Genomic DNA, 13,234 nt, shown 5'->3' with positions numbered 1-13,234 from the left:
GCATGTTAAAATGCCGAGTTAGTTAAAACTTCGCAGAAGTAACTGTTTTCATTGAATATTTGGAGTAATTAAATGGCTGTTGAACGTACGCTCTCTATCATCAAACCTGATGCTGTTGCCAAAAATGTTATTGGCGAAATTATTTCCCGCTTCGAAAAAGCCGGTCTCAAAGTGGTTGAAGCTCGCATGCAGCAACTGAGCCAGGCCGAAGCCGAAGGCTTTTACGCCGTTCACAAAGAGCGTCCTTTTTTCAACGATCTGGTCAAGTTCATGATTTCCGGTCCTGTTTTTATCCAGGTTCTGGAAGGTGAAAACGCGATTGCCAAAAATCGCGAACTGATGGGCGCCACAGATCCCAAGAAAGCCGACGCCGGTACCATCCGCGCCGACTTCGCCGACAGCATCGACGCCAATGCAGTGCATGGCTCCGACGCCGCTGATACAGCAGCCAACGAAATTGCTTACTTCTTCAAGAAGTAAGAGGCTCGCTGAAAACGTGCTTCATTTTCCGCAAAAGGCTGTTATGACTACTACCGATCAACGCATCAATCTTCTGGGTGTCGAATCCGATTCGCTCGTCAGGCAGGTGGGTGCCTGGGGTAACAAGCCTTTCGCGCGAAACAGCTGCTGCGCTGGGTACACCAGCGCGGCATCTCTGATTTTGACCAGATGACAGATCTGGCCAAGGATTTTCGTAGCACGCTGACAGAACGCTGCACGCTGCAAACGCCATCGGTTATTACCCAGAAAGTGTCGACCGACGGGACACGCAAGTGGCTGTTTGATGTAGGCAACAATAATGCTGTCGAAACCGTATTTATTCCGGAAGATGACAGGGGAACCCTGTGCATTTCCAGTCAGGCCGGTTGTACCGTGGCCTGCCGTTTCTGCTCTACCGGTCACCAGGGTTCAACCGAAATCTGACGACAGCTGAAATTGTCGGCCAGTTGTGGAAAGCCCGTCACGATATCATGCAGGACATGCCCGCCGCACGCCTGGCCGCCGCTGGGCAGGCAGGGGCGCATGTGGCAGTAAACGATCAGGATCTTCGCGTGATCAGCAATGTCGTCATGATGGGAATGGGCGAACCGCTCCTGAATTATGATCAGGTTCTGCCGGCATTGTTGCTAATGCTTGACGACAATGCTTATGGGCTGTCACGGCGTCGCGTAACTGTGTCTACCTCTGGTGTCGTGCCGTTCATGGATCGCCTGGCGCATGATTGCCCGGTTGCGTTGGCGGTATCGCTGCATGCGCCGAACGATGCATTGCGCGATCAACTGGTCCCGCTCAATCGCAAATACCCGCTGGCCGAGCTTATTGCTGCCTGTAACCGCTATCTTGAGCATGCGCCGCGTGATTTCATCACCTTCGAATACGTTATGCTCGATGGCGTGAATGATTCGGATGAACATGCCCGGCAACTGGTGGATATCACGCGCCAGGTCAAGTGCAAGCTGAATCTGATTCCGTTCAATCCGTTTCCGGAGTCCGGTCTGAAGCGATCCAGCAATGCACGTATTCGCCAGTTCTCCAGCTTGCTGGTGGATCAGGGCGTGATTACCACGGTGCGTAAGACCCGAGGTGAAGATATTGATGCCGCCTGTGGACAGCTCGCGGGCGACGTTAAAGACCGTACCCGCATCAGCGAACGCATGCAGGCCTTCAAATCCATTCCCATTACCGAGATTTCTTCATGACCAACGAAACAGACATTGCCGCTGATACCCCCCGTGAAGAGTCGGCCCCCGTACAATCGCTGGGCCAAACGCTCGCGACGCTAAGGGCTGCCCGGGGTCTGACGCTGGCTGAAATCTCCAATCGCATCAAGTTTTCCGAGACGCAGTTGCGTGCCCTGGAAAGCCAGAACTGGGCGTCATTGCCCAATGGTTTCATGTTGCGTGGCATGGTCAAGAAGTATGCGCAGGTATTGGAAGCGGATGAACAACCTTTGTTGCAATTGCTGGGCCAGCAGCCTGGCATCGAGGGTGGCCAGCAGGCTGCTGCTACTGCGGCTCCGACCAATATCAATCTGAAACGCAGCACCGATTATGAAATCCGGGACAGTTATTCCCGGTCCGGGCGCTCCAGTGGTACAGGCTTGTGGCTGTTTGTCATCCTGCTCGTGCTGGTCGTAATTGCCGTCTACGGCTTTACCCGCGGCTGGTACACCTTGCAGGATCTCGGTCTCGAAAGCCTGCAGCACTGGTTTGAATAACTGATTCAATGGTATCGCTGTTGTCGCTGCAGTGCGCTGACCCGACTTCGGCAATACCACTCTGTTTAAGACTAACACTATCATGACCATCGTTGAACAATCGCCGTTTCCCATTGGCCAGCTGACCCGCCGTCCGACGCGTGGTGCGCGTGTCGTCTGGGACACCAAACAGGTCCAGATTGGTGGTGGTGCACCCGTTGTGGTGCAATCGATGACCAACACCGATACGGCTGATCCGATTGCAACTGCAATACAGGTCAAGGAGCTGGCGCAGGCCGGTTCCGAGATGGTGCGCATTACCGTCAATACACCCGAGGCGGCAAAGGAAGTGCCGGCCATTCGCGAGCAGCTGGACCGCATGGGGGTCTCGGTCCCGCTAGTGGGCGACTTCCACTACAACGGGCACAAACTGCTTACCCAGTTTCCCGAGTGCGCGCAGGCGTTGTCCAAGTACCGGATCAACCCGGGTAATATGGGCGGCGGCAAAAAACGTGACGATAATTTCGCACAAATGATTGAAGTGGCCTGCCGCTATGAGAAACCGGTACGCATCGGCGTAAACTGGGGCAGCCTGGATCATGAACTCATGGCGCGAATGATGGACGACAACAGTCGGCGCAGCGTTCCCTGGGACGCATCGGCTGTGATGCGCGAGGCACTGGTGGTGTCCGCCATTACCAACGCTGCCCGTGCCGAAGAGCTGGGTCTGGCTGGCGATGCCATTATCCTGTCCTGTAAGGTTAGTCATGTCCAGGATTTGATTTCGGTGTATCGGAACCTCTCGGCCCGTTGTGATTATCCATTGCATCTGGGCCTGACTGAGGCCGGCATGGGTAGCAAAGGCATTGTGGCTTCCACAGCTGCATTGTCCGTACTGCTTCAGGAAGGAATCGGTGATACGATTCGCATTTCCCTTACGCCGGAACCGGGGGGCGATCGCACCCGCGAAGTAATCGTGGCGCAGGAAATTTTGCAGACAATGGGGCTGCGGGCGTTTACGCCCATGGTCGTTGCATGTCCAGGCTGCGGGCGCACCAGCAGCACCTACTTCCAGGAGCTGGCCGATAGTATCCAGTCTTACCTGCGCCGGCAAATGCCGGTGTGGAAGGCACAGTACCCAGGCGTGGAATCCATGAACGTTGCAGTCATGGGCTGTGTGGTGAACGGGCCCGGCGAAAGCGTCATGCCGACATTGGTATCAGCCTGCCGGGCACCGGAGAGGTCCCGTCAGCCCCCGTTTTTATCGATGGGCAGCGCAGCGTTACCCTGAAGGGCGACGCGATTGCCGAAGAATTCCAGGAAATCGTGCGTGATTACGTGCACAAGCGTTATGGCGTACAGGGTTCGGATGTGTCCGGACAGAACAGCAATAATTTGAACTGACAAGAGTAACTATTTTGAGTAACACAACCGCATTCCAGAAGGTCACAGCTTTACGCGGAATGAACGATATCCTGCCAGGCCAGTCGGCCCACTGGGAGGAACTGGAAGCCATGCTCCGGCAGTGGCTGAGTCTATATGGCTATCAGAACGTACGCACGCCTATACTGGAGCAGACGCGTCTGTTTGCGCGCGGTATTGGCGAGGTCACTGATATTGTAGAGAAGGAAATGTATACCTTCAGCATGTCGGCTGACCGGCAGGAGCTGATGACGATGCGCCCGGAATTTACTGCGGGCATTGTGCGGGCAGCGATTGAGCACAATATGTTGTACGACCGCGCGCAACGCCTGTATACCATGGGACCGGTGTTCCGCCATGAGCGCCCGCAGAAGGGACGCTACCGACAGTTTCATCAGATCTCGGTCGAGGCCCTGGGATTTGCGGGGCCCGATATTGATGCCGAGCAGATCATCATGCTGGCACGCTTGTGGAAACAGCTGGGCATCAACGATATCCGGCTGGAGCTCAATTCGCTTGGGCAACTGGAGGAGCGACGGGCGCACCGTGAAGCGTTGATCGCCCATCTGGAAAAGCACAAAGCAGTGCTGGATGCTGACGGACAGCGGCGCATGTACAGCAACCCCCTGCGAGTGCTGGATACAAAAAATCCGGTGATGCAGCAGATGGCCAATGAGGCGCCCAAGCTGTTTGATTTTCTGGGCAGCGAATCCAGGGCGCACTTTGATGCCATATGTCAGCGACTGGACGATGCAGATATCGCCTATACTCTGAATCCGCGGCTGGTGCGCGGGCTTGATTACTATAATCTGACCGTCTTTGAATGGGTGACCGACAGGCTTGGCGCTCAGGGCACCGTCTGCGGGGGCGGGCGCTATGATGGTCTGTTTGATCTGCTGGGCGGAAAAACGGCGCCGGCTATTGGCTTTGCCATCGGACTGGAACGATTGCTTGCGTTGTGGCTGGAAGATGCGAAAGTGCAGACAACGCCCGAATGTGATGTATATTTCGTCCATAGCGATGCACAATCGGCTCGCGCCGCTGCTGCCATGCTGAATCGGCCAGAGATCTTGGTGTGCGCTGTATTGTGCATCCTGGTGCAGGCTCGTTCAAATCGCAATTTAAACGGGCCGATGCCAGCGGCGCGCGCCTTGCAGTAATCTTAGGAGAAACCGAGATGGCTCAGCATACGGCATCCGTGAAATTTTTGCGTGCAGATGCCCAGGGCGCGACCGCAGCGCAATTTAGCGTGGCGCAAAGCGAGCTGGCAAGCGCATTGCTGGATAAACTCCAGGCCCGGTAAATATATTAACAATCAACAGCAGGCAGTCTCGTTACGTGATCGGCTTGAAAATCAGTAAAGGATAGTTGAAGAATATGGCTTTTGACCTCGAAGAACAGGAAAGGATCGACTCGCTAAAGGGGTGGTGGGATCGTTTCGGCAACACAATTCTGACCGCTATTATTGTTGTCATGCTGGGCATACTGGCGTGGTACGGCTGGAATTGGTATCAGTCCTCGCAGGTCAAGCAGGCGCTTGGCTATTATGAAATCGTCCAAACTTCGGCCGTGTCTTCTGACGCAGACAGCCAGGCCAGGCTGGACCAGGCTGCGGCTGAACTCAAGAAGAGTTATGGCGATACCGCCTACGCTGCCGTGGTGCTTTGCTGGCGGCCGATTTTTATATTCGTGGCGGCCACTATGAGCAGGCGCAGCAGGAGTTGACCTGGCTGGCTGGGCGCGGCAATGATTTCCCTGAGTTGTTGCCTGTGGCAAAGTTGCGTCTGGCCAGTGTCTACGCTGATCAGAAAAAATTCGACGAGGCGCTGGCGCAATTGAATAATCCGCCCGAGGCATTCAAGGCGCTTTACGATGATCGTAAAGGCGATGTGCTGATCGCTCAGGCAAGAAGCAGGAGGCTGTTGCAGCGTGGAAAGCGGCGCTTTCCGGCAAGCAGTTACCGGCAGCATTTGTGAACACTATTCAATTGAAAATCAGTGCTTTAGGTGGAGAATAATCATGATGTTTCAACATACGCCTCGTCGTTTTCTGAAACTTACAGTGCTGGTAGGCGCCTGGCGCTTGGCGGTTGCAGCCTGTTTGAGACTCCGTCGCAATTTGAGCCGGTTGATCTGACCGAGTATACCCAGACCACAGTGCCTGCTGCGGCTTGGACCGCCTCTATTGGTTCCGGTAGCGGCGTCGGGTTCGCCCCTGCGGTTGCCGGTGACAGTGTATTGGCGGCAACGCCGGATGGATCTGTGGCCCGGGTTGCGTTATCCAATGGCGCCATACAGTGGAAAACATCGGTGGGTGAAACCTTGTCTGCAGGTGTGGGAACGGATGGCAATATTGCCGTTGTTGCTGCTCCCGACGGCAAGATTACGGCGCTGGATATGGCCGGCAAAACGTTGTGGACCGCCAAAGCCAGTACTCGGGTGTCGACGCCGCCAGCCGTAGGGCAGGGCGTTGTGGTGGTGCGGGCCGACGATTATCGTGTCCAGGGTTTTGACGCCAGCAGTGGCGAGCTACTATGGAATTACCAGCGCACCAATGCAGCGCTGGCGCTGCGCGCCGTGTCCCGCATGATTATCGACAAGGGTAATGTGCTGGTGGCCGTTCCCAGTGGCCGGCTGGTTGCTCTGGATCTGAAGACCGGCAGACTGCAGTGGGATATCCTGGCCGGCCCCATTCGCGGCGTGACCGATCTCGATAGCGTGACCGATGTTGTCGGCGCACCTGTGCTGGTTGGAAATGGCGTGTGCGTGGCCACTTATCAGGCAACGCCGGCTGCTATACCCCCGGCCGCGGCGACGGACAGGCATTGTGGTCGCAGCCATTTTCCAGCGCGACAGGCGTCACGCTGCAAAATAACTCACTGTATGCCACCGGCATTCACGGTGAAGTCGTACGCATGGCATTGGGTAACGGCCAACAGCAATGGATCAATCAGGTTCTGAAGAACCGGGGCCTGACCAACGCGGTGTCCAACGGCAATGTTGTTGCTGTTGGTGATTATGAAGGCTATATACATTATCTGTCCGATGCCGATGGGCATCTGCTTGGCAGATCCGAATTTGGGGGCGATCCGATGCTATCGCCGCTGACCGCCACCGCCCAGGGAATCCTGGTGCAAACCGGTGCGGGTAATCTTGTTATGCTTGGTGCACGTTGAGTACTGTTTCCTTTAAACCCGTGGTATCGCTGGTTGGCCGACCCAATGTTGGCAAGTCAACCCTGTTTAACCGCCTGACGCGTTCCCGGGCGGCGCTGGTGGCCGACTATGCCGGTCTCACACGCGATCGGCACTACGGTGAAGGCCGGGTTGGCGACATACCGTTTCTGGTCGTGGATACGGGTGGTTTTGAGCCCGTTGCCAAAAGCGGCATCCTTATGGAAATGGCAAGGCAAACCAGCCTGGCTATCTCTGAATCCGATGTCGTGATATTTCTGGTTGATGCGCGCGCCGGAGTCAATGCGCACGATCATGAAATTGCCCGACTGTTGCGCAAGACACGGGCGCATGTTTTTCTGGCTGTGAACAAAGCCGAAGGCATGAACATGGCGTAGCCACGGCAGACTTTCATGAGCTCGGCCTGGGCGAACCCTATGCGATTTCATCGGCACATGGCGATGGTGTAGTCGATCTTATCGAGACTGCGCTGGCCGAAGTGCTGACACAGAATCAGCCAGCGAATCAAACCGAAGCCGGGGAAGATGAGCAGGCCGATGAAGCGGAGCTGTCAGACGAGCAGATCGCGCAGGTGCTGGCGACCGCCGACACCGCAGAGGAAGGGATCGAAGCCACGTCTGATGAATTTACCGACCACCGCCTGAAACTGGCGATTGTGGGGCGTCCCAACGTTGGCAAATCCACGCTCATCAATACGTTGCTGGGTGAAGAGCGGGTGATCGCTTTTGATATGCCCGGCACCACGCGCGATGCGATTGAAATTGAATTTGAACGTAACGGCCGCCTGTATACCCTGATCGATACGGCTGGTCTGCGCAAACGCGGTAAAGTGTTCGAATCGATCGAGAAGTTCTCGGTGATCAAGACACTGCAGGCGATCGAAGCCAGTAACGTGGTCGTGCTCATGCTTGATGCACAAAGCGAGATTTCCGAACAGGATGCGCACATTGCGGGGTTTGTGCTTGAGACCGGCAGGGCGCTGGTGGTGGCCATCAACAAATGGGACGGCCTGGATCGCGATAAGCGCGACTGGATCGAACGTGAATTTGAGCGCAAGCTGCGCTTCTTGTCATTTGCAAAAATGCATACTATTTCTGCGCTCAAGGGTGCAGGTATCACGCAGTTGATGCGTTCGGTGCACGAGGCGCATGCTGCCGCGTTTGCCAAATTGTCAACGCCCAAGCTTACCCGCGAATTGCATGCGGCAGTTGAGCAGCAGCAGCCGCCGCGCAAGGGAATTTTCCGACCCAAGATGCGCTATGCGCACCAGGGTGGACAGAATCCGCCACTCATTGTCATTCATGGCAATGCGCTGGATGCGATTCCGGAATCCTACCGCCGCTATCTGGAGTCCAGAATGCGCACTGCGTTCAAGCTGGAGGGGACGCCGTTGCGGATCGAATTCAAGTCTTCGAAAAATCCATATAAGAAAGCAGAGTAAAAAAATGAGTGCGTACTGGAGTGATTTTGTTAAAACGCTGGATCCTATGTGCTGGCGAACAGCCGAAGCAGACGGATCTGATCAAGCTCAATACCAACGAGTCACCCTTTGCGCCGTCTCCTGCGGTTCTTGAGGCGATTCGCCAGGCCACGGCGGATCAGCTGCGCCTGTATCCAAGTCCTGAGAGTGACCGCCTGCGTACGGCCCTGGGCAAGTATTACGATCTGCCCGTAGACCATGTGTTCCCCGGCAACGGTTCCGATGAAGTGCTGGCGCATCTTTTTCTGAGTCTGTTTCGCCATCACGGCAAACAGATTCTGTTTCCCGATATTACTTACAGTTTCTATCCGGTCTATTGCCGGCTTTACGACATTGATTTTCAGAATGTCCCGCTGGCCGACGACTTCACGATTCGTGTTGAGGATTATCTGGCATTGCCGACCGAGTCTGTCAGTGCCGTCATTTTCCCCAATCCGAATGCCCCAACTGGTATTGCGCTTAAACGCGCGCAGATCGAGCGATTGCTGATTGAACGCCCGCAATGGGTCGTTGCCGTTGACGAGGCGTATGTTGATTTCGGTGCAGAGTCATGTGTGCCGCTGATCAAAAAATACAAGAATCTGGTAGTGCTGCAGACGCTTTCCAAATCCCGCTCGCTGGCTGGCTTGCGGGTCGGCTTTGCGCTGGGCCAGCCCGAACTGCTGGAAGGATTGGTTCGCGTCAAGAATAGTTTTAATTCGTATCCTGTCGATCGCCTTGCTGAAGCGGGCGCCATTGCTGCGTTTGAAGATCAGGCATACTTCGAACACACAACACGGGAGGTTATCGCCACGCGTGATGAACTGACCGAGGCATTGACCAGGCTCGGTTTCGTCGTGTTGCCGTCCAAGGCGAATTTTGTTTTCATATCGCATCCGCGCCATGATGCGGCACAGTTGGTGGTCGCATTGCGGTCACACGCCATTTTGGTGCGTCACTTCCGTCTTCCACGTATCGCTTCATTTCTACGTGTTACGATTGGCACAAAAAAACAATGCGAAACACTCATTAAGTCATTGTCTGAAATAGTTTCTTAATCTAATATAGCAAATTACTGCTTTTTTTCTGATGGATCCTGTATTGTCGTTTGTGGCTGATCAGTAATCAGGTAAATCAGTAAAGTCGTTTTCAGTTGTAAACCCAAATAACATATGGAGCCTAGCCAATGAGCACTAAAGGGCAATCACTACAAGATCCTTTCCTGAACGCGTTACGTAAAGAACATGTTCCCGTTTCCATTTACCTTGTAAATGGAATCAAATTGCAAGGGCAGATCGAATCCTTTGACCAGTACGTCGTATTGTTGCGCAATACGGTAACGCAAATGGTCTACAAGCATGCTATTTCTACAGTTGTCCCCGCAAGGGCCGTCAGTTTCCAAATTGACGCACCAGCTGAACAGGAATAACAACCTCAGGTTTTCGCAAAAGCCCGCCAAGCCCTCTTGTGCGGGCCTTTTGTTTTTCAGGACGCTATGCGCGTATTAATTATCAGTGTAGATTCAGGCGATCTGGATCATCCGGCACACGCCGAAGAATTTCAAATGCTGGCCGAAGGGGCGGGCGCAGATATTGCGGGCACCCTTACAGTAAAGCGAGACAAACCCGATGCTGCCTACTACATAGGTAAAGGCAAGCTCGAAGAAGCGGTCGCCATGGCCGAGGCCGAAGATGTTGAGCTGATTCTGTTTGATCAGCCGCTGAGCCCGGCCCAGCAGCGCAACCTGGAGCGCGCTTTTGAGCGACGCGTGGTAGATCGGGTCGCGCTAATTCTGGATATTTTTGCCTTGCGCGCCAAGAGCCACGAGGGCAAGCTGCAGGTTGAGCTTGCCCAGTTGCAGCATTTGGTTACGCGTCTTACACGAATGTGGACTCACCTTGAACGACAACGGGGTGGTATTGGCATGCGCGGGCCGGGCGAATCTCAGCTGGAAATGGATCGCCGCATGATTGGCTCCAAGGTCAAGGTACTGCGCGAGCGCCTGGCTCGGGTAGAGCGCCAGCGCAAGACACAGCGCCGCTCGCGGGTACGCAGCAATACACTGTCGGTATCGCTGGTCGGCTATACCAATGCGGGCAAAAGCACATTGTTTAATGCCCTCACCAGAGCAGATGCCTACGCAGCAGACCAGTTGTTTGCCACGCTGGATACCACGACCAGAAAAATATGGATCGAAGGTGCCGGCAATGTGGTCATCTCCGATACGGTCGGCTTTATCCGCGATCTGCCCACGACGCTGATTGCCGCCTTTAAGGCGACACTTGAAGAGACGGTGCACGCGGACCTTTTATTGCATGTAGTGGATGCGGCCAGCCCGCAAAGAGACGAGCAGATTGCCGAAGTTGATAAAGTTTTAGAAGAAATTGGGGCCAATGAGATCCCTTGTATACTTATTTACAATAAAATAGATCAAGCGGGCTATGAACCGCAAGTAGAAAGAAACGAGAAGGGCGAACCAGCCCGTATATTTGTGAGTGCACTACAACGAACTGGTCTGGATGGGTTGCGCGGGGCAATCGCTGAATTCAGGCCTTCAATAGGAAACGAAGTTGCGATTCTTTAATCTTTTTAATCTTAATGATCCGGGTTGGGGTCGAGGAAGCCAGAACAACAATAATTCCGACGATCCATCGAAACGTCCCGGCAGGCCCAATGACGGCCCGCCAGATCTCGATCAGGTCTGGAATGATTTCAACAAACGGCTCAAATCCCTTTTCGGCAAAAAGCAGGGCGGTGGCAATAACGGGTTCGACCGCCCTCCGCAGAATAATGGGTTTTCCCCTTCGCCAAAGGTGACACGGCTGGGTATCGTGTTCATCATCATTGCCGCGCTGGCGCTATGGCTGGTAAGCGGCTTTTATATCGTCCGCGAAGGCTATGTGGGCGTGGTCACACAATTTGGTCGCTACCAAACTACCGTGTTGCCAGGCATGCATTGGCATATGCCAACGCCTATCCAGAGTGTTGAAAAGGTCGATGTTTCCAGTGTGCGCAACTTTACATTTGGTTATAAGAACGATCTGAACAACAAAGTACCGGCAGAGTCGCTGATGCTCACCGAAGACGAAAACATCGTCGAGGTGCAGTTCGCAGTACATTACCGCCTCAAGACCGAACTGACGCCCGACGCAGCCACACAGCGCTCGCCTGCAGCCGACTTCCTGTTCTCTATGGTCAATCCAACTGAGGCAGTACGCCAGTCTGGTGAAACCGCCATGCGCGAAATCGTGGGCAAAGAGTCCATGAACAATATTCTGTATGAATCTCGTACTGCAGCAGCCAACAACGTTATGAAGCTGATGCAACAGATTCTGAATCGCTATCGTTCCGGCATTGAAGTGACTTCTGTCGCGATCCAGAACGTACAACCCCCGGAACAAGTGCAGGCAGCATTTGAAGACGCCATCAAGGCTGGTCAGGATAACGAGCGGCAGAAAAACGAAGGTAATGCTTACGCCAGCAAGGTCATTCCTGAGGCTCGAGGTCGTGCTTCGCGTTTGGTTGAAAGTGCAGAAGGCTATCGTGAAGCAATCGTAACGCAGGCCAAAGGTCTGGCCTCACGCTTTGAAAGCGTGCAGGCCGAGTATGCGAAGGCGCCGGAAGTGACCCGCGAGCGGATCTATATTTCTACGCTGCGAGAGGTGTTTGAAAATACGTCAAAAGTGCTGCTTGATACCAAAGACGGCAACAACATGATGTATCTGCCAATCGACAAGATTCTCGAAGGCCAGACCGGGCAACGGCCGCCGCCGCGCAAGCCCGCCAGTGATTCATCCTCGTCAAGTTCGTCGACCGATACTTCGTCGACCGGCAATACCACGGCAACACGCAACGATAATCGTTTGAGCCGTGATAATTTTGACCGCAGCAGGTAAGAGGACCCATCATGAATAAAACAATCTTCGGGGCGGTCATCTTTGTCATCGCCGCATTTCTTTTTTCCTCATCGGTGTATACGGTGAGTGAACGCAATACAGCCCTGGTGTTCAAACTGGGGCAATGGAAGCGCACAGTGTCCGAGCCCGGGCTGCACTTCAAGTGGCCTGCGCCACTGGAAACGGTAGTCAAGCTCGATAAGCGGATCCAGACCATTGAGTCAGGCGATGCAGAGCGCATCCAGACTTCTGAGAAGAAGAACCTGATTATCGACTCCTACGTCAAATGGCGCATTATTGATCCGCTGCGTTATTACATTTCTTTCGGTAATCGTCTTGATGCCGCCCAGAACCGTCTGGGCGCGCAAATTCGCGACGCGCTGAATGCGTCTGTTAACACTCGTACTGTTCGTGACGTAATCTCGCAAGAGCGCCACGTGGTAATGGACGAGATCGTGAAAAACGTTGAGCAGCGCGCCAAGCCGCTGGGTATCGAAGTTGTAGATGTCCGGCTCAAGCGTATCGAGTTCTCGCCCGAGGTGTCCGAGTCTGTCTATGCCCGGATGCAGGCCGAGCGTAAGGAAGAAGCCAACAGCCTGCGCGCCAATGGCGCGGCAGACAAGGAACGTATCCAGGCCGAAGCGGACCGCAAGGTACGTGTAGAGTTGGCCCAAGCCGAAGCCAAGGCCGAAGTGCTGCGCGGGCAGGGCGACGCCGAAGCGGCCGAGATTTATGCGGCAGCCTATGGCAAGGATCCGGCATTCTTCAGCTTCTATAACAGCATGGATGCATATCGCAGCGCCTTCAGCAGCCGCAACGATTTACTGGTTGTTGATCCGGCTTCCGATTTCTTCCGTTATTTCAACCAATCTGGCGCCGGCGGACAGGCTGCACCTGCGGGTGGAGCGCGTGCGCCGCTACCGGTACAATAATTCGCAAAAGAACCATTTGCGCGACTTACAGCCAATTAAAGAGTACAATATACTGTAAGTTTTAAGTCACTTTTATCAATGCGATTCGGCTGCTTACGCAACCGAGTCGCATTTTTGTTTGGTTTCTCCATTTTC

The 13,234-nt window shown here is 54.4% G+C and carries 8 protein-coding genes and 6 pseudogenes; all 14 read left to right on the top strand.

What is annotated here, in order from left to right:
• The first annotated feature begins 72 nt into the window (after positions 1 to 72).
• The 14 genes and pseudogenes from ndk to hflC all read left to right on the top strand — a co-directional run bounded on the left by ndk (position 73) and on the right by hflC (position 13,099).
• A complete protein-coding gene (ndk, locus tag TKWG_RS10940) occupies positions 73 to 480 on the top strand; it encodes a nucleoside-diphosphate kinase (RefSeq protein ID WP_014750897.1) in 408 nt (135 codons plus the stop codon).
• Positions 481 to 523: 43 nt separating this feature from the next.
• A pseudogene (gene rlmN, locus TKWG_RS10935) lies at positions 524 to 1,700 on the top strand (23S rRNA (adenine(2503)-C(2))-methyltransferase RlmN).
• A complete protein-coding gene (locus TKWG_RS10930) occupies positions 1,697 to 2,218 on the top strand; it encodes a helix-turn-helix domain-containing protein (RefSeq protein WP_014750894.1) in 522 nt (173 codons plus the stop codon). Before rlmN ends, TKWG_RS10930 begins: the two are co-directional and overlap by 4 nt.
• Before the next feature lie 82 nt (positions 2,219 to 2,300).
• Positions 2,301 to 3,601 (top strand): annotated as a pseudogene (gene ispG / locus TKWG_RS10925) (flavodoxin-dependent (E)-4-hydroxy-3-methylbut-2-enyl-diphosphate synthase).
• A 59-nt stretch (positions 3,602 to 3,660) separates the two neighbouring features.
• Positions 3,661 to 4,922: pseudogene (hisS, locus tag TKWG_RS10920) on the top strand (histidine--tRNA ligase).
• A 74-nt stretch (positions 4,923 to 4,996) separates the two neighbouring features.
• Positions 4,997 to 5,595 (top strand): annotated as a pseudogene (locus tag TKWG_RS27115) (YfgM family protein).
• Positions 5,596 to 5,625: 30 nt separating this feature from the next.
• Positions 5,626 to 6,579 (top strand): outer membrane protein assembly factor BamB family protein, encoded by a 954-nt coding sequence (locus TKWG_RS10910; protein ID WP_050981596.1) that lies wholly within the window; start codon positions 5,626 to 5,628, stop codon positions 6,577 to 6,579.
• On the top strand, positions 6,534 to 6,794 hold the full coding sequence (locus tag TKWG_RS23020; RefSeq protein WP_050981595.1) for a PQQ-binding-like beta-propeller repeat protein: 261 nt from the start codon (positions 6,534 to 6,536) through the stop codon (positions 6,792 to 6,794). The genes TKWG_RS10910 and TKWG_RS23020 overlap by 46 nt, the downstream gene beginning before the upstream one ends.
• Positions 6,791 to 8,253, top strand: a pseudogene (gene der / locus TKWG_RS10905) (ribosome biogenesis GTPase Der). Before TKWG_RS23020 ends, der begins: the two are co-directional and overlap by 4 nt.
• A 4-nt stretch (positions 8,254 to 8,257) precedes the next feature.
• Positions 8,258 to 9,329 (top strand): annotated as a pseudogene (gene hisC, locus TKWG_RS10900) (histidinol-phosphate transaminase).
• A 128-nt stretch (positions 9,330 to 9,457) separates the two neighbouring features.
• Positions 9,458 to 9,700 carry an RNA chaperone Hfq gene (gene hfq, locus TKWG_RS10895; RefSeq protein WP_014750888.1) on the top strand — a complete coding sequence of 81 codons (243 nt, stop codon included), beginning with the start codon at positions 9,458 to 9,460 and terminating at the stop codon, positions 9,698 to 9,700.
• Between the two features lie 66 nt (positions 9,701 to 9,766).
• Positions 9,767 to 10,855: a GTPase HflX gene (gene hflX / locus TKWG_RS10890; RefSeq protein ID WP_014750887.1), complete on the top strand. Its 1,089-nt coding sequence runs from the start codon at positions 9,767 to 9,769 to the stop codon at positions 10,853 to 10,855.
• Positions 10,842 to 12,167 (top strand): FtsH protease activity modulator HflK, encoded by a 1,326-nt coding sequence (gene hflK, locus TKWG_RS10885; protein WP_014750886.1) that lies wholly within the window; start codon positions 10,842 to 10,844, stop codon positions 12,165 to 12,167. The genes hflX and hflK overlap by 14 nt, the downstream gene beginning before the upstream one ends.
• 11 nt (positions 12,168 to 12,178) lie before the next feature.
• Positions 12,179 to 13,099 carry a protease modulator HflC gene (hflC, locus tag TKWG_RS10880; RefSeq protein ID WP_014750885.1) on the top strand — a complete coding sequence of 307 codons (921 nt, stop codon included), beginning with the start codon at positions 12,179 to 12,181 and terminating at the stop codon, positions 13,097 to 13,099.
• The last annotated feature ends 135 nt before the right edge of the window (positions 13,100 to 13,234 follow it).

Origin of the sequence: Advenella kashmirensis WT001 (assembly GCF_000219915.2) — a bacterium.
Taxonomy (GTDB): domain Bacteria; phylum Pseudomonadota; class Gammaproteobacteria; order Burkholderiales; family Burkholderiaceae_B; genus Advenella; species Advenella kashmirensis.
This window is presented reverse-complemented; position numbering and strand designations above follow the sequence as displayed.